Annotated in this window: 21 protein-coding genes; 17 read left to right on the forward strand and 4 right to left on the reverse strand. The window is 71.6% G+C overall.

What is annotated here, in order from left to right:
- The first annotated feature begins 104 nt into the window (after window positions 1-104).
- The 3 genes from ypfJ to MFF40_RS13545 all read left to right on the forward strand — a co-directional run bounded on the left by ypfJ (window position 105) and on the right by MFF40_RS13545 (window position 1900).
- Complete coding sequence (gene ypfJ, locus MFF40_RS13535; RefSeq protein WP_147856276.1) at window positions 105-1016, forward strand: KPN_02809 family neutral zinc metallopeptidase; 912 nt, start codon at window positions 105-107, stop codon at window positions 1014-1016.
- A 222-nt stretch (window positions 1017-1238) separates the two neighbouring features.
- Entirely contained in the window at window positions 1239-1505 is a 267-nt protein-coding gene (locus MFF40_RS13540) for an AbrB/MazE/SpoVT family DNA-binding domain-containing protein (protein ID WP_147899109.1), read from the forward strand.
- Window positions 1502-1900, forward strand: a complete 399-nt coding sequence (locus MFF40_RS13545; RefSeq protein WP_147856278.1) for a type II toxin-antitoxin system VapC family toxin — start codon at window positions 1502-1504, stop codon at window positions 1898-1900. The genes MFF40_RS13540 and MFF40_RS13545 overlap by 4 nt, the downstream gene beginning before the upstream one ends.
- Window positions 1901-1938: 38 nt before the next feature.
- Here MFF40_RS13545 and MFF40_RS13550 read toward each other — a convergent pair whose 3' ends face one another.
- On the reverse strand, window positions 1939-2199 hold the full coding sequence (locus tag MFF40_RS13550; protein ID WP_147856279.1) for a hypothetical protein: 261 nt from the start codon (window positions 2197-2199) through the stop codon (window positions 1939-1941).
- Between the two features lie 179 nt (window positions 2200-2378).
- Between MFF40_RS13550 and MFF40_RS13555 the strand changes: the two genes are divergently transcribed.
- On the forward strand, window positions 2379-4001 hold the full coding sequence (locus MFF40_RS13555) for an ABC-F family ATP-binding cassette domain-containing protein (protein ID WP_238260844.1): 1623 nt from the start codon (window positions 2379-2381) through the stop codon (window positions 3999-4001).
- Window positions 4002-4089: 88 nt separating this feature from the next.
- Complete coding sequence (locus tag MFF40_RS13560; RefSeq protein WP_147899111.1) at window positions 4090-4569, forward strand: hypothetical protein; 480 nt, start codon at window positions 4090-4092, stop codon at window positions 4567-4569.
- A gap of 146 nt (window positions 4570-4715) precedes the next feature.
- On the opposite strand, the gene mnmE is transcribed toward MFF40_RS13560, so the two are convergent.
- Complete coding sequence (gene mnmE / locus MFF40_RS13565) at window positions 4716-6041, reverse strand: tRNA uridine-5-carboxymethylaminomethyl(34) synthesis GTPase MnmE (RefSeq protein WP_238260846.1); 1326 nt, start codon at window positions 6039-6041, stop codon at window positions 4716-4718.
- Window positions 6042-6212: 171 nt separating this feature from the next.
- On the opposite strand from mnmE, the gene bla reads away from it, so the two are divergent.
- From bla to MFF40_RS13595, 6 genes are all read left to right on the forward strand, one after another.
- On the forward strand, window positions 6213-7112 hold the full coding sequence (gene bla, locus MFF40_RS13570) for a class A beta-lactamase (RefSeq protein ID WP_238260848.1): 900 nt from the start codon (window positions 6213-6215) through the stop codon (window positions 7110-7112).
- 66 nt (window positions 7113-7178) lie between these two features.
- The gene (locus MFF40_RS13575) at window positions 7179-7670 is read left to right on the forward strand and encodes an aminoacyl-tRNA deacylase (RefSeq protein ID WP_238260850.1); all 492 of its coding nucleotides are present in this window, start codon (window positions 7179-7181) and stop codon (window positions 7668-7670) included.
- A 133-nt stretch (window positions 7671-7803) separates the two neighbouring features.
- Window positions 7804-8208, forward strand: coding sequence for a hypothetical protein (locus MFF40_RS13580; protein ID WP_147899115.1), 405 nt, complete (start codon window positions 7804-7806; stop codon window positions 8206-8208).
- Window positions 8209-8377: 169 nt separating this feature from the next.
- Complete coding sequence (gene panC / locus MFF40_RS13585; RefSeq protein ID WP_238260852.1) at window positions 8378-9226, forward strand: pantoate--beta-alanine ligase; 849 nt, start codon at window positions 8378-8380, stop codon at window positions 9224-9226.
- A gap of 201 nt (window positions 9227-9427) precedes the next feature.
- Window positions 9428-10342, forward strand: coding sequence for an alpha/beta hydrolase (locus MFF40_RS13590; protein WP_238260854.1), 915 nt, complete (start codon window positions 9428-9430; stop codon window positions 10340-10342).
- 125 nt (window positions 10343-10467) lie between these two features.
- Window positions 10468-11745 carry an OprO/OprP family phosphate-selective porin gene (locus tag MFF40_RS13595; RefSeq protein ID WP_238260856.1) on the forward strand — a complete coding sequence of 426 codons (1278 nt, stop codon included), beginning with the start codon at window positions 10468-10470 and terminating at the stop codon, window positions 11743-11745.
- 22 nt (window positions 11746-11767) lie between these two features.
- Here MFF40_RS13595 and MFF40_RS13600 read toward each other — a convergent pair whose 3' ends face one another.
- Entirely contained in the window at window positions 11768-13234 is a 1467-nt protein-coding gene (locus MFF40_RS13600; protein WP_238260874.1) for an EAL domain-containing protein, read from the reverse strand.
- A 301-nt stretch (window positions 13235-13535) separates the two neighbouring features.
- On the opposite strand from MFF40_RS13600, the gene MFF40_RS13605 reads away from it, so the two are divergent.
- Together MFF40_RS13605 and MFF40_RS13610 are read left to right on the forward strand one after the other, a co-directional pair.
- Entirely contained in the window at window positions 13536-14408 is an 873-nt protein-coding gene (locus MFF40_RS13605; RefSeq protein ID WP_238260858.1) for a MipA/OmpV family protein, read from the forward strand.
- A gap of 78 nt (window positions 14409-14486) precedes the next feature.
- The gene (locus MFF40_RS13610) at window positions 14487-14708 is read left to right on the forward strand and encodes a heavy-metal-associated domain-containing protein (protein WP_147857329.1); all 222 of its coding nucleotides are present in this window, start codon (window positions 14487-14489) and stop codon (window positions 14706-14708) included.
- Between the two features lie 144 nt (window positions 14709-14852).
- On the opposite strand, the gene MFF40_RS13615 is transcribed toward MFF40_RS13610, so the two are convergent.
- Window positions 14853-15002 carry a hypothetical protein gene (locus tag MFF40_RS13615; protein WP_187193489.1) on the reverse strand — a complete coding sequence of 50 codons (150 nt, stop codon included), beginning with the start codon at window positions 15000-15002 and terminating at the stop codon, window positions 14853-14855.
- Between the two features lie 363 nt (window positions 15003-15365).
- Between MFF40_RS13615 and mnmG the strand changes: the two genes are divergently transcribed.
- From mnmG to MFF40_RS13635, 4 genes are read left to right on the forward strand one after another with little or no spacing between them, the layout of a single operon-like run.
- Entirely contained in the window at window positions 15366-17255 is a 1890-nt protein-coding gene (mnmG, locus tag MFF40_RS13620) for a tRNA uridine-5-carboxymethylaminomethyl(34) synthesis enzyme MnmG (RefSeq protein WP_238260860.1), read from the forward strand.
- Window positions 17252-17887, forward strand: coding sequence for a 16S rRNA (guanine(527)-N(7))-methyltransferase RsmG (rsmG, locus tag MFF40_RS13625; protein WP_147856582.1), 636 nt, complete (start codon window positions 17252-17254; stop codon window positions 17885-17887). Before mnmG ends, rsmG begins: the two co-directional genes overlap by 4 nt.
- A 35-nt stretch (window positions 17888-17922) precedes the next feature.
- Window positions 17923-18777: a ParA family protein gene (locus MFF40_RS13630; RefSeq protein ID WP_147856585.1), complete on the forward strand. Its 855-nt coding sequence runs from the start codon at window positions 17923-17925 to the stop codon at window positions 18775-18777.
- 56 nt (window positions 18778-18833) lie between these two features.
- Window positions 18834-19754, forward strand: coding sequence for a ParB/RepB/Spo0J family partition protein (locus MFF40_RS13635; protein ID WP_147898499.1), 921 nt, complete (start codon window positions 18834-18836; stop codon window positions 19752-19754).
- Window positions 19755-19869 lie beyond the last annotated feature (115 nt).

The following is a 19869-nucleotide window of genomic DNA, read 5'->3' on the forward strand; positions in this document are numbered from 1 at the left end:
ATTAGAGCTTCGTCCCGAACGGTGTCTGCCGGCTTTCGGACATAGGCGATGCACAGTTAGGACCGCACCCTGCCCGGCGGCAGGCGCGGCATCAGGGCGGTACCATGCGCTGGGACGATCTACGCAGCTCCGACAACGTCGAGGATCGCCGCGGTGAGGGCGGTGGCGGCGGCGGAATGGGCTTCCCGGGCGGCGGCGCGGGCGGCCTCGGGATCGGCACCATCGTGGTGCTGATGATCATCGGCTACTTCACCGGCATCAACCCGGCGATCCTGATCGGCGGCGCCCAGCAGATCGGCCGCGGCGGCGGCCAGCAGGAGCAGCAGGCCGACCCGCAGACCCAGTCCCGGCGCCGCCAGGCCCCGACGGACGAGAGCGGCCGGTTCGCGTCGAAGATCCTGGGCAACACCGAGGACGTGTGGAGCCAGATCCTGCCGCAGCAGACCGGCAAGCAATACACCCCGACGACCCTGGTGCTGTACACCGGCGGCACCCGCTCCGGCTGCGGCTCGGCCCAGGCCGCCATGGGCCCGTTCTACTGCCCGCTCGACAAGAAGGTCTACCTGGACACCGGCTTCTTCAAGGAGATGGCGAGCAAGTTCGGCGTGAAGGGCGACTTCGCCTACGCATACGTCATCGCCCACGAGGTCGGCCACCACGTCCAGGACGTGCTCGGCATCCTGGGCAAGGTCCAGGCCCGCCAGCAGCAGGCCTCCAGCAAGACCGAGGCGAACGCCCTGTCGGTGCGGATCGAGCTGATGGCCGATTGCCTGGCCGGCGTCTGGGCCAAGAACTCGAACGACAAGTACGCCGAGCTGGAGCAGGGCGACATCGACGAGGCCCTCAACGCCGCCGCCCAGATCGGCGACGATTCGCTGCAGAAGCGCTCGCAGGGCTACGTGGTGCCGGATTCCTTCACGCACGGCTCCTCGGCCCAGCGCCAGCGCTGGTTCACCGCCGGCTACAAGAGCGGCCAGACCAAGGCCTGCGACACGTTCCGGACGGCGAACAACTGAGGCCGGGTCAGAGATTCAGCGAGCAGGCCCTGTCTTTGCGAGCGTAAGCGAAGCGATGACGGCGAGAGTTCCCAGTCCAGCGTCATCTCACCAGCGGCTCAGCGAAGGGCTTGGCTTGGACCTTCTTGCGCGCCCTCCAGCATCCTGACGACAGGACTACAGGCTTGACGCGCATGTCGTTTCGCAGTCCCGTTCGATCCAGTCCGACTTATGGAGAGCGCGATGGCGTCCGTCGCCGTGACGCCGAAAGGACAGGTCACCCTGAAACGTGACCTGCTCCAACACCTCGGCATCAAGCCCGGGGAGCGAATCGACTTCGAGAAACTGCCCGGTGGTGAGTTGCGCGTGCGGGCGGCCCGGCCCTCCGGCACGATCGACAAGTTCCTCCATGCCCTCGATGGAAAAGTGACGCTGGATAAGCCGCTGACGATCGAGGCGATGAACGCCATCGCTGAAGCGGGCTGGTCCGGCACGCCGGACGACGCATGAACATCGCCGTCGATACCAACGTGTTGGCCCGGGCGATTCTGATGGACGATCCTGAGCAGGGCCGCACGGCGCGGAAGCTGCTCACGGACGCGAGCACGATCGCGATCCCGCTGCCGTGCCTGTGCGAGCTGGTCTGGATCCTCCGGCGCGGGGCCAAGATCGCGACCGCGGATGTGGCGTCCGCGCTGCGCGCGTTGCTCGAGACCGGGAACGTCACCATGAACCGGCCCGCCGTAGAGGCGGGGCTCGGGCTGCTCGAGGCCGGCGGCGACTTCGCAGACGGGGTCATCGCCCATGAAGGCCGCCGTCTCGGCGGCGAGACTTTCGTCTCCTTCGACCGGGCGGCTGTAGCGCTGCTGTCTCGGCAAGGGGAGGCGGCGCGGCTTCTTTCGTGAGTGCGGCGCCGGCCGAAGAACCTCCGACCCGGGAGAAATCAGCCCTTGCTCAACCGAAGGGCGTTGGCCTGGACCTTCCGGCGGTAGCTGCGGATCACCTTGCCGTTCGAGGCGCCCGAGGCGACCATCAGGGCCGCTTCGCTGGCCGCCATGATCTTCTCCGTCACCATGCGCTGCGCCTCGATCTGCGCGGCCGGGCCGCCCACCGCGAACATCGCCATGCGCTGGGCGATCACGCCTTGAGCCTCGAGGCCCAGCATGGCCATGTCGAGGCTCGTCTTCCACCAACCGAACAGCATCGCGTTCCTTGTGTCTCGCGCGGGGCAACGGCCCAGCCTGTGCTTGGCTCCCGGCGCCGATCCCACGGTTGCGTGAGCGGTCCGCGGCCCCCCGACCCCGGCCCCGTCTTTGCGCCGTCTCGATCCATGCCGTAAGCGGCCTGAAGAAAGCCCTCCCCCGGACACGGCAACCGCCCTTCATGATACGCCTGGACAAAATCACCAAGCAGAACGGGCGCCAGCTCGTCTTCATCGAGGCCTCGGCCGCGCTCCAGCGGGGCGAGAAGATCGGGCTCGTGGGTCCGAACGGGGCCGGCAAGACCACCCTGTTCCGGATGATCATCGGCCAGGAGCAGCCCGACGAGGGCCAGGTCGCTGCCGACCGGGGTATCACCATCGGGTATTTCAGCCAGGATGTCGGCGAGATGGCCGGGCGCAGCGTCGTCACCGAGGTGATGGACGGCGCCGGCCCGGTGAGCGCGGTGGCGGCGGAGCTCGCCGAGCTCGGCGCCGCGCTCGCCGACCCGGACCGCGCCGACGAGATGGACGCCCTGGTCGAGCGCTACGGCGAGGTCCAGGCCCGGTTCGAGGAGCTCGACGGTTACGCCCTGGAGGGCCGCGCCCGCGAGGTGCTCGACGGCCTCAGCTTCAGCCAGGAGATGATGGACGGGGATGTCGGCGCCCTCTCGGGGGGCTGGAAGATGCGGGTCGCGCTCGCCCGCATCCTGCTGATGCGCCCGGACGTGATGCTGCTGGACGAGCCGTCCAACCACCTGGATCTCGAGAGCCTGATCTGGCTCGAATCGTTCCTGAAGGCCTATGACGGCGCCCTGCTGATGACCTCGCACGACCGCGAGTTCATGAACCGCATCGTCACCAAGGTGATCGAGATCGACGGCGGCGCGCTCACCACCTTCTCGGGCGACTACGCCTTCTACGAGGGCCAGCGGAAGCTGAACGAGGCGCAGCAGCAGGCGCAGTTCGAGCGCCAGCAGGCGATGCTGGCCAAGGAGATCGCCTTCATCGAGCGGTTCAAGGCCCGGGCCTCCCACGCCGCCCAGGTCCAGAGCCGGGTGAAGAAGCTCGACAAGATCGAGCGGGTCGAGCCGCCCCGGCGGCGGCAATCGGTGGCGTTCGAGTTCCAGCCGGCGCCGCGCTCGGGCGACGACGTCGTGATGCTCAAGGGCGTCCACAAGCGCTACGGCAGCCGCACGATCTACGAGGGGCTGGACTTCTCGGTGCGGCGCCGGGAGCGCTGGTGCGTGATGGGGATCAACGGCGCCGGCAAGTCGACGTTGCTGAAGCTCGTCACCGGCACCACCGCGCCGGACGACGGCTCCGTCATGGTCGGCGGCAGCGTCAAGCTCGGCTACTTCGCCCAGCACGCCATGGACCTGCTCGACGGCGACCGCACCGTGTTCCAGACCCTGGAGGACGCGTTCCCGCAGGCCGGGCAGGGCTCGCTGCGGGCGCTGGCCGGCTGCTTCGGCTTCTCGGGCGACGACGTCGAGAAGCGCTGCCGGGTGCTCTCGGGCGGCGAGAAGGCCCGGCTCGTGATGGCGCTGATGCTGTACGATCCGCCGAACTTCCTGGTGCTCGACGAGCCGACCAACCACCTCGACATGGGCACCAAGGAGATGCTGATCAGCGCGCTCGCCAACTACGAGGGCACGATGCTGTTCGTCTCGCACGACCGGCACTTCCTGGCGGCGCTGTCGAACCGGGTGCTTGAGGTGACCCCCGAGGGCATCCACCAGTACGGCGGCGGCTACACCGAGTACGTGGCCCGCACCGGCCAGGAGGCGCCGGGTCTGAGGAGCTGACCGGGGGCCGGGGCGCGACCTTCGGGCCCGCTCCCGCGCCGGGTTTCCGGCGCTAAGCTGGCGCCGACCGGGCCGGGGGTGAGACGCCGTGCGACGCCTGCTGAAATTCCTGCACACGATGGGGTCGGCCGGGTTGCTGGGGGCGATGGCGTCCCTGGTGGTCCTCCTGGCGCTGGCCCCCGCGCCGGCCGCCCTGCCCGGCTACGCGGCGATCCGGGGCGCCATGGGGGCCGTCGCCACCTGGGTGTTCCTGCCCTCGCTCGCCGCGACCCTGCTGTCCGGCCTGCTCGCGATGGCCCTCAACCGGGCCTACCTCAACGCGGGCTGGGCGTGGGTGAAGCTCGCCACCGGGGTCCTGATGTTCGAGGGCGGCCTGGTCTACGTGCAGGGGCCGATGAACCGCGAGGCCGAGCGCAGCGCCCGGGCGCTGGCCGGCCTGCTCGATCCCGCCGCCCTGGCCGCGTCGCTGGAGGGCGAGCGCGGCACGCTCTGGGTGCTGCTGGCGGTGTCGGCCGCCAACGTAGCTTTGGGGATCTGGCGCCCGCGGATCCTGCGGATCCCGCAATAGGTCCGGTGGCCGGTCTCGCGGGCTCAGGGACCCGCGCACCGCACGAGCGGAAACGGCCGCGGTTCGAGGGCGGCGGTCGGGAGGACGGACGCGGTCACCAAGCCCGGCGCGACCGCCCGATCCTTAGAAATACGCCGGCTAAGAAACTACTTTCCGATGCAGAAACCGGAAAACAGCCGGTCCAGCACATCCTCGACGCCGACATGCCCACCGACCTCGCCCAGCGACCGGACTGCGAGCCGGAGATCCTCTGCGGCGAGTTCAGGCAGAGCGCCCGTTCCGGCGAGAAGCCGGTCGAGATGCGCCACGCAGGCCTCCAGCGCCGCCCGATGGCGGGCCCGCGTAACCAGCGCGTCGCCGGTGCCGAGCCCGGCTTCCGCCGCCATCTGGATCGCGTCCAGCAGCGCGTCCAGCCCGGCCCCGGTCCGGGCCGAGACCGCCAGTGCTCCAGGCGCCACGGCGTTTGTTGAGCCGGCAAAAAGATCGATCTTGGTGTGCACCGGGAGGACAGGAAGGCCGGCCGCACCGAGGTCCGGCCGGCTCCCGTGCGGGGGTACGAGGGCCAAGACGAGGTCGGCCGTGCCGATGCGGGCGCGGCTGCGCCGGATGCCCTCGGCCTCCACCGGTTCGGCGGTCTCGCGCAGGCCCGCGGTGTCGACCAAGAAAACCGGCAGGCCGCCGAGATCGAGGCGGATTTCGATGGCGTCCCGGGTGGTGCCGGGCACATCCGACACGATCGCGACGTCCCGCCGGCTGAGGGCGTTCAGCAGCGTCGATTTTCCGGCGTTGGGCGCCCCGGCCAACACCACGACGAAACCCTCGCGCAGGCGCTCGCCCCGGCGGCCGTCGTGTAGGGCGGTCGCGATAGCCTGGCGCAGGCCGGAGACGCGGCCGAACAGGGCGGCGTCGAGCCCGGCCTCGTCGACGTCGCCCTCGTCGGCGAAATCGAGCGCGGCCTCGGCTGCGGCCAGGCAGTCGATCGCTTCTTCCCGCCAGGCCGCCACCTGGCGGCTCAGAGCCCCGTCGAGCTGGCGCAGGGCCTGCCGGCGCTGCCCCTCGGTCTCGGCGTCGATCAGGTCGGCCACCGCTTCGGCTTCGGCGAGGTCCATGCGGCCGTTGAGCACCGCCCGCCGGGTGAAGGCCCCGGGACCGGCGGCCCGGCATCCCGGCATCCGGGCCAGGGCCGTGAGCACCCCCATCCGCACCGCCGTCCCGCCATGCAGGTGCAACTCGGCCATGTCCTCGCCGCTATAGGTCTCGGGCCCCGGAAACCATGCGACCAGGGCGCGGTCGAGTTCGGTGCCGTCCCGGGGATCCCGCAGGGTGCGAAGGGACAGCCGCCGGGGCGGCGGCAGGGTGCCGGCGAGGGCGGCCAGCACCGCCCGGGCGCCGGGCCCGCTGACGCGGATCACCGAGACGGCGGCGCGGCCGAACCCGGTAGCCGGGGCGAAGAGGGTATCGGACTCGGTCATGATGATGTCACTGGCGGAGGTCGGCGGCCGCTTGGAATCCGACGCGTTTCACGTGAAACACGCCCGCCGGCCCCTGTACCATTCCGAGGCGGTGATCGCGCCCCTGGCGTCATTGGCCGGTCATGCCGACGCTCAAGATCGGCGTACCCATCACCGAGAGAGCGAGACGCCGTGACGTCCTGGACCCGCCGTACTGTTTGCCTGGGCGTCCTCGCCGCACCGGTTCTCCTGCGCCCGGCGAGCGCCCGTGCCGACGAGGCCGAGCCGGCCCTGGCGGAGATCGAGCGGCGTCTCGGCGGCCGCCTCGGGGTCTCGGCCGGGACGCAGGAGCGCGTGCTCCTGAGCCACCGGGCGGACGAGCTGTTCCCGATGTGCAGCACGTTCAAGGCCCTCGCCGTCGCGGCCATCCTGGCGCGGGTCGATGCGGGATCGGAATCCCTGGACCGGGCCGTCGGCTTCGGGCCGGGCATCCTTCTGAGCTACGCGCCGGTGACCCGGAAGGTCGTGGAGGCCGGCGGCGGCACCGGGCGGATGACGATCTCCGACCTCTGCGCCGCCGCGATCGTGTGGAGCGACAACAGCGCGGCCAACCTGCTGCTCACAGCCCTGGGCGGCCCCGAAGCGCTGACCGTCTGGCTGCGCGGCACCGGCGATACCCGCACCCGCCTCGACCGGGACGAGCCGACCCTGAACACCGCGTTGCCGGGGGATCCGCGCGACACCACCAGTCCGGAGGCGATGCGCCAGACCCTCGGGCGCGTCCTGCTCGGGCCTGTCCTGTCGGCGGCCTCGCGCGGGCAGCTGGAGGCCTGGATGGTCGGGTGCCAGACGGGGGCCAAGCGCCTGCGCGGGGGGCTCCCGCCGGACTGGATCGTCGGCGACAAGACCGGCAGCGGCGACAACGGCACGTTCAACGACGTGGCGATCCTCCGACCGTCGGGATCCCCGCCCGGGCGTGCGCCGGTCCTGGCCTGCGTGTACGTTACCGGGGCTACGGCCCCCGCGGCGGCTGTCGAGGCAGCCTATGCCGAAATCGGCCGGCTCATGGCCGCCCGAGTGGGCGCCCCCTGATCCGAGATTGCAGCGGCGCATCGTCTTTTCCCGAAAGCCGGTGGCCACCGTTCGAGACGATGCCCGATGGCGAAGACGCCTGCCACCAAGACCACCCGGGCGACCCTGGCCCTCGACAAGGCCGGGATCCGCTACAGCCTCCACGCCTACGCTTACGATCCGGATGCCCCGCGCATCGGCCTGCAGGCCGCACAGGCGCTGGGCGTCGAGCCCGCCCGAGTGCTGAAGACCCTGATGGCGGCGGTGGATGGGCGGACGGTCTGCCTCCTCGTGGCCTCCGACACGGAGGTCTCGATGAAGCGGGTGGTGGCGGCCTTCTCCGGCAAGGCGGCGGCGATGCTCAAGCCCGCGGATGCCGAGCGCCTCACCGGCTACCATGTCGGCGGTATCAGCCCGCTGGGACAGAAGCGGGTTTTTCCGACCGCGATCGATGCCGGCTCGCTGTCGGACCCGGCCGCCGAGATCCACGTGAACGGCGGCGGGCGCGGCCTGCAGATCCGTCTCACCGAGGGTGACCTCGCGGCCGCGCTGACGGCCCTGGTGGTGCCGCTGACCTGATCGCTCCCAAGGATCACGCAAGGGATCGCCCCAAGGGATCGCCCCAAGGGATCGCCCCAAGGGATCGCCCCAAGGGTAAGTCGCCGTTTACCCTGTTGCGGCACCCTGGGCCGGGTTGCGGGACGGGTTCGGCATGCGGGTGACGGCACGGCAGCGACGCGGGGCATGCGGGACGCACGGGATCGGGACGGTGCTCGGCCTCGCCCTGCTGACCGCAGGGGCCGGCGCCCGCGCGGCCGACCTCGACGTCCGGGGCGGCCTCGACGGGCGCGGCAGCTACGAGACCGTCACCCGGAGCGGCCCGCGCTTCTTCCCGCGCAACGACGGGATCGAGCGGCGCCCGGTCTACGCCCTCCGCACCCGGGCGGTTCCGGTGGGCTGCACGCCCCGTCGGGTGCCGGTGCCGACCAACGCGCCGGACGATCCGAGCTACGTCGGATCCGAATACGGCCTGTCGCATCCGAGCTATTACGGCTTCACGCCGCCGCTGGGCGTCGACGACCCGTTCGGCCGGTCGCTCCTGCCCTACTGCCCCTGATCCGGCACCGGCAGGTTCCGCGCGCGGATCGGGCCCCGGGGCATCGTCCCGACAGGCGGCTGCCGGCTTTCGGGTAAGCCACGGGGCGCATCCCATATCGCGCGCCGCGTGCCGGTTCCGATATCCGGCCCGATGCGCTAGATCGGCGCCCCGCCGCGGAGCCGGACCCGTGCCCGAATCGAATCTCCACTGTTTCAGCGATCTCGCCACCCTGCGCCAGCGCGTGGGCGCCTGGCGGCGGGCGGGTGAGCGCGTCGTCCTGGTCCCGACCATGGGGGCCCTGCACGTGGGCCACCTCGCCCTGGTGGCCGAGGCTCGGCGGATCGGCCACCGGGTAGTGGCGAGCATCTTCGTCAACCCGACCCAGTTCGGCCCGAACGAGGACTTTTCGCGCTACCCGCGGGACCTCGAGGCCGACCTCGCGCTGCTCGGCCAAGCCGGCGCCGACGCGGCCTGGACCCCCGCGGTGGAGACCATGTACCCGCCGGGCTTCGCGACCCGGATCGATGTCGCCGGCTTGACGGACGGGCTGTGCGGCCCGTTCCGGCCCGGCCATTTCTCCGGGGTCGCCACGGTGGTGACCAAGCTGCTGAACCAGGTCGGGCCCGACATCGCCCTGTTCGGCGAGAAGGATTTCCAGCAACTCCGGGTGATCCAGCAGGCGGTGGCCGACCTCGACCTCGCGGTCGAGATCCGGGGTGTCCCGACCGTGCGCGAGGCGGACGGCCTCGCCCTGTCGTCGCGCAACCGCTACCTCACGCCCGAGGAGCGCGCGGTGGCCCCGCGTCTGCACGCAGTCCTGGCCGACATCGCCGCGGCAACCCGGGGCGGCAGCCCGGTGGCCGGCCCGGTCGCCGACGGGCGCGCCGCGCTGGAGGCCGCGGGTTTCCAGGTCCAGTACCTCGCGGTCTGCGACACGCGGACCCTGGCCCAGGTCGACCGGGTCGAGGCCCCGGCGCGGGTCCTGACGGCCGCGTTCCTGGGCCGGACCCGGCTGATCGACAACGTGGCGGTCTAGGGCTCGTTCGACGCCCGGGCGCCACGGCCAAAAACCCGAGGTTTCAAAAGGTCCGGGACCTCCTGCGGGGGCAGGACAGCGCCCTGCGACTTGGAACGCTCGTCAAAATCCCAGTTGCGTCGGATTGCAGATCACGATCATCTTGGCCAATAACGCGGCTCCAGCCATCGTGACTGTATTCACCCGTGCCGGGATCCGACGATGCCGAGTCCTTCCGCCGACGCGAGCGAGATCGCCCTCATCAGCGCACGCCTCGCGGCCAGCCCGCGCCCGGCCGACCTCGCGGCCCGGCGCGCCCGGGTCGATGCGCTGGGGGCGGGATATGGCCTGCCGGCCGACGTCGCGGTCCAGCCGGCGAAGATCCGGGACGTACCCGCGGAGTGGACCGCGACGGCCACTGCGGACCGCGACCGGGTGATCCTGTTCCTGCACGGGGGCGGCTACGTCTCCGGGTCGCTGGAGAGCCACCGCCACGCCGTGGCCCAGGCGGGCCGGGAAGCGGGGACGCGCACCCTCGCCCTGGCGTACCGGCTTGCGCCGGAGCACCCGTTCCCCACCGCTCTGGGCGATGCGCTGGCCGGCTACCGGTTCCTGCTCGAATCCGGGTTCGCCCCCGGCCGGATCGCCCTGGCCGGCGAGAGCGCGGGCGGCGGCCTCGCGGTGGCCGTGGCCCTGACCCTGCGCGCGCGGGGCCTGCCCCTGCCCGGCTGCCTCTGGCTCAGCTCGCCCTGGACCGACCTCGCGCTCACCGGGGCGAGCCTGGACACCAAGGCTGCGGTCGATCCGCTGATCAGCCGGGCCTACCTCGCCGAACTCGCCGCCGCCTATCTCAACGGTGCCGACCCCAACGACCCGCTGGTGTCGCCGATCCGCGCCGACCTCGCCGGGCTGCCTCCGATGCTGATCCAGGTCGGTTCCGCGGAGACGCTCCTCGACGACGCCCTGCGGCTCGCCGGGGTGGCGGCGGCCGCGGACGTGGCGATCGAGCTGCAGGTCTGGCCGCACATGATCCATGCCTGGCACCTGTTCTACCCGGAGGTCGCGGCCGGCCGGCGGTCCCTGGCGAGCGCGGGGCGCTACATCCGGGCACATCTCGACGGGTCCGCCGGAGGCTGATCGGCCGTCGGTCCGGGATTCGGTCCGCGCACGGGCCGGGACCGCGGGGCCACGCTCCCGATCATTCGGGCGATTCCTGCTCTCCGTCATTGGCGCCGGACCGGATCCATGGCCCGGTGACGGGCATGCGCCCCGTCCCTGCCCTCGTGGTCCTGACCCTGGCCGCCGCCTCGCCCGCCGGGGCGGCCGAGGATGCGATCGAGGGCATGGCCGGCCCCGCCGGCGAGCGCCTGCGCTACGACGCGAAGGGCCTGACCTTCACCGTTCCCGAGCCGGAGATGAAGCTCCAGATCGGTGGCCGCCTCCACCTGGATGCTGGTGCGGCCAGCTTCAGCCGGCCGGGCCTCGCCGCGACCTTTCCCGACAGCGTCGCGGTGCGCCGCTCCTGGATCGAGCCGACGCTCACCATCGGGAAGGATTGGGTGGTCGCCTTCCAGTACGATTTCAGCGACCCGCTCCTGCCGATCAACGACGCCTTCGTGGCCTGGACGGGGCTGCCGGACACGATCCTGACGCTCGGCAACATGAAGGTGCCGCTGAGCCTCGAATGGCTACAGAGCAACAACGACACCCTGTTCGCCGAGCGCTCCCTGGCCAACGCGTTCGTGCCGGATCGCCGCTTCGGTTTCGCGGTCGGGCATCACGGGCAGGCCTGGACCGCCGTGGCGAGCGTGTTCGGCGACGCCGCCAGCAACGGGATCACCGGGGACGGGGTGGCGGCGGCGGGCCGCGCCACGGTGGCGCCGATCCTGAACGAGCGGGAGACCCTGCATCTCGGCCTCGCCGGCGTCTTCCAGAGCCGGAGCCGGGCCGACGGTGCGTTCAGCTTCTCCACACCGCCGGAGGCGTTCCTGTTCACGCGCCCCTTCGTCGATACCGGCGACCTGCCGGACGCGGCGCGCGTGTCCCGGATCGGCGCCGAGTTCGCCTATCGCAACGGTCCGGTCCTGGTGCAGGCCGAGGTTATCCATGCCGCGATCGACCGGTTCGGCGGCGCGGGCGGGGCCGTCCCCGGCCTCGACTTCCAGGGCGGCTACGTCGAGGCCGGCTGGGTGCTGAACGGCGCCGGCCGCGCCTACGCGCTGGCCCCGAACGGCGGCACGACCTACGCCACCTTCAAGGGCGTCCAGCCGCGGGACGACCAAAGAATCTCCCGGGGCGGGATCGGCGTGTTCGAGCTGTCCGCCCGCTACAGCGCCATCACGCTGAACGCCCGGGGCTTTCGCGGCGGTGCCGAGCGGGACGTGAGCCTGGGCCTGAGCTGGTATCCCGAGCCGAACCTGCGCCTGATCGCGAACGTCATCCACGGCCGCGTTCAGCCGGGCGCGGCCCAGTCGGACGTGCTGGGCACCGCGCCGTTCTCGGTCGACACCGTCCTGGGGCGGCTTCAGATCTATTGGTGAGCCGCACGGCTCGGACCGCCGGTCAGACGGCTCTGCGCAGGACCGAGCGGAACGGCCGCCGCTCGGGCTCGGGCTCGGCCGGCTCGGGCGGCGGCTCCGGCGGCGCGGTCAGGACCTCGGCGCGCACCGGCCGCGGCGCCGCGAAGGCCGCGCCCTGGGCGTACGGGATGTCGAGGTCGATCAGGTCCGGCACGTCCGCCTCCTCGGCGACCCCGGTGGCGACCAGGCGGATGCCGGCCCGGGCCAGGGCCGGGGCGAGATCCTCGATGGCGATGTCAGACAGGCGCCGCCGCTCCGACCCCGGCCGCAGCAGCAGCTCGGCCGGGACCTTGACCTGGCCGACCCCCAGCCCCGCGAGCTGGGCCACGTCGAAGCGCAGGTCGTCCGCCCGGTCGAGGCTGAACCCGATCCGGCCCCGCAGCGGCAGGAGCAGTCCGCGCTGCCCGCCATCGAGACCCTGCCAACTCGCCTGCGGCAGCGCGATCGCCAGCCCGGCCAGGGCGGGATCGTCCGCGACCGTACGGGCCAGCTCGCGCAGCAGCCCGGGCTCGAACAGCGAGAGCGGCGACAGGCCGTAGGTCAGCATGGTCTCGCTGCCCCGGCGGGCGAGGTGGCGGACCACGATGGCGGCTCGCTGCAGCATGCGCCGGTCGAGTTCGGTGGTGCGGCCGTAGCGTTCCAGCACCGGCAGGAACACCTCCGGCTCGGTCAGTTCGCCATCGACCCGCAGGCGGGCCAACGCCTCGTAAGCCGAGACCTTGCGCTGGGGCAGGGTCACCACCGGCTGCAGGTGGATCTCCAGGGCATCCGCCTCGAAGGCCCGGACGATCTCGGCCTCGCGGTCGGCCCAGGGCGCGGCGGCCCGGGGGGCGGGACGGGGCGGGATCGGGCGCGGCGCGGGCGGTGCCTCCGGATGGCGCGTCGCGGCGACGGGCGGCGGCTCGGGGGGCGAGAGTGGCTGGGCAAGGGGCTGGGCAAGGGGCTGGGCCGCCCGCGGCGGGCGCGTGGGAATTGCGGCCTCAGGCTCGGCCTCGGGGGGCGCCGGGATGCGCTCCGGCTCGGCCGGCGGCAGCGCGGCTGGCGGTGGCTCCAGGCGCGGCTCGGGCCGGGCCTTGAGGCCGGCGATCTCGGCATCCTGTGTGCCGACCACGGTGGTCAGGTCGCGGACGATGCCGCTGAGGAGCCCGAGTTCCACGGTCAACTCCTCGACCTCGGCCCGCAGCGCGGCGTCGCCCGGCCGCGGCGGCACGACGGCGGTCTCGGCCTTCAGCAGCCGCCGGGACAGCAGATCGACTTCGCCGGACAGCTTCTCGCAGCGCGCCTTCAGGGCGGCGGTACGCGCCTGGGCGAGGCCGGCCGCCACGGCGGCGAGCGCACCGAGCGCCAGGGCGCTCATGAGCGGCGCGAACACCGCCAGCGGCCCGAGCACGACGAGCGCCAGGAGCCCGGCCGCCAACAGCCCCGCGTACCGGCCGAGGACCGGGACCATCTTCAAAAACACCTACCCGGGTCACGCACCGGCCGCCGGGGGAAGTCCCGGGATGATTCGGCGGGCGAAGACCGATTCGATGATCTTTGTCGCCGTGCGGCCCCGGCGGCAAGGCGAGCGGAAGCGAATTCCGCCCGGTGTGGTGCCGGAGCCAGCCGGAACGTTGCGGAATCGTCACGGCCGGGCGGTTTGCGAGTGATCGGAAGACGATTGCGCGGGGCGCTCATGTGGATGGAAAGAAAAGGCGCCATAAAGCGCGGCTATGACCACAGTGTCTTCAAGCGTTCCGAAGTGCGTTCCGATGCCCCGTTCTCTCCGTCGTGTCGGCTCGTCCGTCGGCGCCCTCGTTCTGGTCCTCGCCGCCGCCCCGACCCGCGCGGCAGATCTTGAGGCGGCGCCCGCGCGCCGCGGGCCGGTCTTCACGCAGCTCGACCCGGGCGCCGTCGATCCGAGCACCTGGATCGTCACGGTCAGCGCCTCGCTCCAGGCGATCCCGCGCTATCCCGGTGCCTCGGACTACACCGCGGTCGGCTATCCCTCGATCGACATCCGCAAGGCCGGCGAGCCGCGCCGCTTCTCGACCCCGGATGACGGCTTCAGCGTCTCGTTCTACGACGATCCGGTGTTCCGGATCGGCCCGACCGCCCGGATCGTGCCCGGCCGCTATTACGGCGACGACCGGCGCCACCTGTTCGGATTCCGGGATGCGCGGATCGCCCTGGAGCCCGGCGTGTTCGCCGAGTTCTACCCCTCTCCGTCGATCCGCACCCGCGTGGAAATCCGCCAGGGCGTGTACGGGCACCATGGCACGGTCGGCTCGTTGGCCGCCGACTACCTGATGCCCACGGGTGCGTTCCTGTTCTCGATCGGCCCGCGCCTCAACGTCGGCGATGCCAGCTACGCCCGGAAGTATTTCGGCGTGTCGCCGGCCGAGGCCGCGCTCAACGGCCGCGTGACCCCGTACAATCCCGGCGGCTTCTACTCGGCCGGCGTGCTCGGCGCCGTGACCTACACCCAGAGCGAGACCTGGGCCTACACGGCCTATGCCGGCTACGCCCGCATCCTGGGCGCGTCCGGCGACAGCCCGCTGGTGCGCCGGCCGTTCGGCAACCCCGACCAGTTCCAGTTCGGCCTGAAGGTCGACTACGCGTTCCGCATGCCCGCCCAATTCTGAGGCGTCTTGCGCCGGCTGCGCCGCGCTCCGACATGGCCCGTCACAGGGATGCCGGTGACACGGTTGATGGAGGCCCGGATGGATGAGACACGCGCCGACCTGCTGATGCAGGTGGAGGGCATGACCTGCGACGGCTGCGCCGCCGCGGTGACCCGCACGGTCAACCGGATCGACCCGGGGGCCGAGGTCGAGGTGGACCGGGAATCCGGGCGTGTCGCGATCCGCACCGACGCCCAGGCCCTGGTGATCGCCGACGCCCTCACCAAGGCCGGCTACACCGCCACGGCCATGACCGGGTGAGGGCAGGCCCGGTCGGCGTCCCCCGTCCTCGCTCTCATCCTGGGAGGGGATGAGGCCTCCGGGTCCGGCTCGCGTTGGATGAGGTGCCGCCTCGGGATGCGGGCAGGGAACAGGTTACCCCCCTATTTCGACCGCCACGCCCGCCTATGAGCGGCTGAGGAACATCCCAGTCAGCAGCAGCCCGAAGGCCGCCAGGCCGAACAGGCCTTCCTTGCGGTGGGTGTGATCGAGGAAGTGGGCGGCGGCGCCGGCCGCGCAGCAGGCGGCACCCAGGCCGATGGTCAGCGACGACATCGCAATCCCTCCTCATCGCGCGCCGCCCGCCGACGCTGCGAAACAGTCCCGGTCCCGGGGCCTGCCGGACGCCGTTGTCCGTTCAGGATTTCATCTCGTTGGCAGGCTGGCACGACGCGAATGCACTGGCAAGCGTGCGCGAGAGCTTGTCTGTCTGCGCGCCGTCTAGAATTTCCGAAGCTCTGGCGGCAAGAAGTCGTGCTGCGCTCGTCGGGACTGCATCGAATACTGCGCCCTGTTCATGGTCCCCTGCCCCGCCATGCGTGGGACACAGCCGTCGAGCGCGTCGATTCCCTGGTTCGATCCAAGGGTCCCGCGGCCGGATGCGTTGACCGTCCCGGCCGCGCCCGCGTAATCACCCGCATGCTCACCACATCATCCGACCGGTTCGACGTCGTGGTCGTCGGCGGCGGCCATGCCGGCGTCGAGGCGGCGGCTACCGCCGCGCGCTGCGGCGCCCGCACCGCCCTGGTCACCCACGACCCCGCCACGATCGGGGCGATGTCGTGCAATCCCGCCATCGGAGGGCTCGGCAAGGGCCATCTCGTCCGCGAGGTCGATGCCCTCGACGGCCTGATGGGCCGGGTCGCGGATGCGGCCGGCATCCAGTTCCGCCTGCTCAACCGCCGCAAGGGCCCGGCCGTGCGCGGGCCCCGCACCCAGGCCGACCGCAAGCTCTACGCCGCCGCCATGCAGGCGGCCGTCGCCGAAACCGGCGGCCTCACCGTGGTGGCAGGCGCCTGCGAGGATCTCGTCCTCGACCGCGAGGGCCGGCTCTCCGGCCTCGTGCTGGCCGACGGCCGGACGATCGCCTGCGCCGCCGTGGTGCTCACCACCGGCACGTTCCTGCGCGGGCTGATCCATATCGGCGAGCGCCAGATCCCGGCCGGCCGGGTCGGCGAGGCGCCGGCGATCGGCCTGGCCCAGACCCTCGACCGCCTCGGCCTGCGACTCGGGCGGCTCAAGACCGGCACCCCGCCCCGCCTCGACGGACGCACCATCGACTGGTCCGGTCTGGAGATGCAGGACGCGGATGCCGACCCGGTGCCGTTCTCGACGCTCACCGAAAAGATCACCACGCCGCAGATCCGCTGCGGCATCACCCGGACCACCCAGGCGGTCCACGACCTGATCCGGGCCAACCTGCACCGCTCGCCGATGTATTCCGGCGGCATCGCCAGCCGCGGCCCGCGCTACTGCCCGTCGATCGAGGACAAGGTCGTGCGCTTCGGCGACCGGGAGGGGCACCAGATTTTTCTGGAGCCTGAGGGGCTGGACGACCCGACCATTTATCCCAACGGCATCTCCACGGCCCTGCCCGAGGCGGTGCAGCATGACCTCATCCGGCTGATCCCGGGGCTGGAGCGCGCCACGATCCTGCGGCCGGGCTACGCCATCGAGTACGATTACGTCGATCCGCGCGAGCTCGACGCCGGGTTGCAGGTCAAGCGCCTGCCCGGCCTGTTCCTGGCCGGCCAGATCAACGGCACCACCGGTTACGAGGAGGCGGCCGGCCAGGGGCTGGTGGCCGGGCTCAACGCCGCCCGGTTCGCCGGCGGCCTCGACCCCGCGACCTTCGACCGGGCCGAATCCTATCTCGGGGTGATGATCGACGACCTCGTCACCCATGGGGTCAGCGAGCCGTACCGAATGTTCACCTCGCGCTCGGAATACCGGCTCTCCCTGCGGGTCGACAATGCCGACGAGCGCCTGACCCCGCGCGGCCTCGCGCTGGGCTGCATCGGGCAGGGCCGGGCCGCTCATTTTGCGTCCTCCCAGCGGCAGCTCCAGGTCGCGCGGGCTCGCCTCGACGTGGTCAGCCTCACCCCCAGCCAGGCGGCGTCCCACGGGATCGTGCTGAACCGCGACGGCATCCGCCGCAGCGCGTTCCAGCTGCTGGCCTATCCCGAGATCGCCTGGGGGCAGCTCGCCGCGATCTGGCCGGAACTGGCCGAGACGTCCCCGCGGGTGGCCGACCGGCTCAAGACCGATGCGACCTACGCGGTCTATCTCGACCGGCAGAACGCCGACATCGCCGCCTTCCGGCGCGACGAGGCCGTGCGTCTGCCGGCCTCCCTCGACTATGCCGGGATCAGCGGCCTCTCGAACGAGATGCGGGTGAAGCTCGAAACCGTCCGGCCGGGCACCCTCGGCCAGGCGGCCCGGATCGAGGGCGTGACGCCGGCCGCCCTCACCCTCCTGGCGGCCCATGCCAGGCGGGCCGCCCCGGATGCTGGCCGGCGCGCGTCATGAGCGATCCGGACCGTGCCCGAATCCTGGCGGCCTCCGGTGTTTCACGTGAAACAGCCGCGCTGCTGGACCTTTACGTCACCCAGCTCCGGCGCTGGCAGCCGATCAAGAACCTCGTCGGCCCGGCCACCCTGGCGGAGGTCTGGAGCCGCCATATCGACGACGCGCTGCAACTCCTCGACCTCGCCCCCGAGGCCCGGACCTGGCTCGATCTCGGTTCCGGCGCCGGCATCCCGGGCCTGATCCTCGCCATCGCCGGCCGCGAGCGCGGCATCCAGGTCGATCTGGTCGAGAGCAACGCGCGCAAATGCGCCTTCCTCACCGAGACCGCCCGCCTCACCGGGGCGCCGGCCCGGGTCCGCAACGCCCGGATCGAGGCGGTGATCGGCGACTACCAGGGCGTCGACATCGTCTGCGCCCGCGCGCTCGCACCGATGACGCAGCTCCTCGCCTGGACCGAGCCGCTGTTGAAAACGGGCACCACCGGCCTGTTTCCGAAAGGGCGCGACGTGCAAGCTGAATTGACCCAGGCCGCCGCGCAGTGGAGAGTCGTTAACGACCTCGTGCCGAGCCGGACTGATTCCGAAGCCCGGATCGTGCGCGTCACTGCCCTCGCCGCCCCGAGCCATCGATGACCGAAGCGATCCTCGGCGACTCCGCCGACCGGTCCATGGATCCTTCCCGCGATCCCGTCTTGACCCCTGCCGAAAGACCGTCCGTGCGACATCCCCTGCGGATCCTGGCGCTGGCCAACCAGAAGGGCGGCGTCGGCAAGACCACGACGGCGATCAACCTCGGCACGGCCCTGGCGGCGATCGGCGAGGACGTGCTGGTGCTCGACCTCGATCCGCAGGGCAACGCCTCCACGGGGCTGGGCATCGACCGGGCGCGCCGTCACGTCTCGACCTATGACGTCATGATCGGCGAGGCGACGCTGGCCGAGGCGGTGATCCCCACGGCGGTGCCGCGGCTGTCGATCGCGCCCTCCACCATGGATCTGCTCGGCCTGGAGATGGAGCTGGCGACCCTGCCCGACCGGGCGCACCGGCTGCGCGGCGTGCTCAAGGACATCGCCCACGCCAAGGGTCTGGAGCGGATCAGCTACGTGCTGATCGATTGCCCGCCCTCGCTCAACCTGCTGACCATCAACGCGCTGGCTGCCGCCGACGCGGTGCTGGTGCCGCTGCAATGCGAGTTCTTCGCCCTGGAGGGCCTGAGCCAGCTGCTGCGCACGGTCGAGCAGGTCCGGGGCGCCCTGAACCCGAAGCTGACCATCCAGGGCATCGTGCTGACGATGTTCGACCCGCGCAACAACCTCTCCGCCCAGGTGGTGGCGGATGTGCGCGGCTTCATGGGCGACAAGGTCTACGAGACCGTGATCCCCCGGAACGTCCGCATCTCCGAGGCGCCGTCCCACGGCAAGCCGGCTTTGCTCTACGATTTGAAATGTGCCGGCAGCCAAGCGTATCTGCGCCTCGCCTCCGAGGTGATCCAGCGTGAAGGCCGGGTGCCGGCGGCGGCCTGATTGTGTGATCCCCAGAAGCCGGGGGTCGAGTGCGGAGCGTGACACGGGTGACAAGGATGGCGGAGGAGGGGGCACGACCCCGTCTCGGGCGCGGGCTCGCGGCGCTGATCGGCGATTTCGGCGACGCCGGACAGACGGCCAAGCTCGACGGAAAGATCGAGCCGCAGCGCAAGGTTCCGGTGGAATTCCTGCGCCCGAACCCGCGCAACCCCCGCCGCAGCTTCGGCGAGGCGGAGCTCGCCGAACTCGCGACCTCGATCAGCCAGCGCGGCATCATCCAGCCGATCGTGGTCCGGCCGCTCGGCGACGTGCCGGGGGCGTTCGAGATCGTGGCCGGCGAGCGGCGCTGGCGCGCGGCCCAGAAGGGCGGCCTCGACGAGGTGCCGGTGGTGATCGTCGAGATCGACGACCGCGCCTCGCTGGAATTCGCCATCCTGGAGAACGTCCAGCGGGCCGACCTCAACCCGATCGAGGAGGCCTCGGGCTACGAGCGCCTGATGCAGGATTTCGCCTATACCCAGAAGGAGTTGGCCGAGATCCTCGGCAAGAGCCGCAGCCACCTCGCCAACACCCTGCGGCTGCTCAACCTGCCGCCTTCCGTGCAGGACCGGGTCACCGCCGGGGAACTCACCGCCGGCCATGCCCGGGCGCTCCTGGCTGTGCGCGATCCCGAGGGGCTGGCCCGCCGGGTCGTGGCCGAGGGCCTGTCGGTGCGCGAGGTCGAGGCCGTGGCGGCGTCGGAGGCCGCCGAGGCCGCAAAGCCCGACACGCCCCGCCCCGGCCGCCCGCGGCTCTCCGCCGAGCGCCCTGCCCCGGTGCGCGACCTGGAATTGCGGATCCGCCGGGCCCTGGGCGTCGAAGTGACCTACAAGCCCAAGGACGCGGAATCCGGTGAGATCCGCATCCGCTACGAGACGCAGGACGAGCTGGAAGGCCTGCTCAACCGGTTCAAGGTGTCGGAGCCGGAGGAAGGCTGACGGCGGTTGCCGGGGTTCGTCCAGCGCCCGGCCGCACAGCGACGCGCATCCGAATCATCTCCCTCATCCTGAGCAACCGTTATGCGCACTCGGTGGCGGGACGCCATGGCGTGCC

Origin of the sequence: Methylobacterium mesophilicum (assembly GCF_022179445.1) — a bacterium.
GTDB lineage: Bacteria > Pseudomonadota > Alphaproteobacteria > Rhizobiales > Beijerinckiaceae > Methylobacterium > Methylobacterium mesophilicum.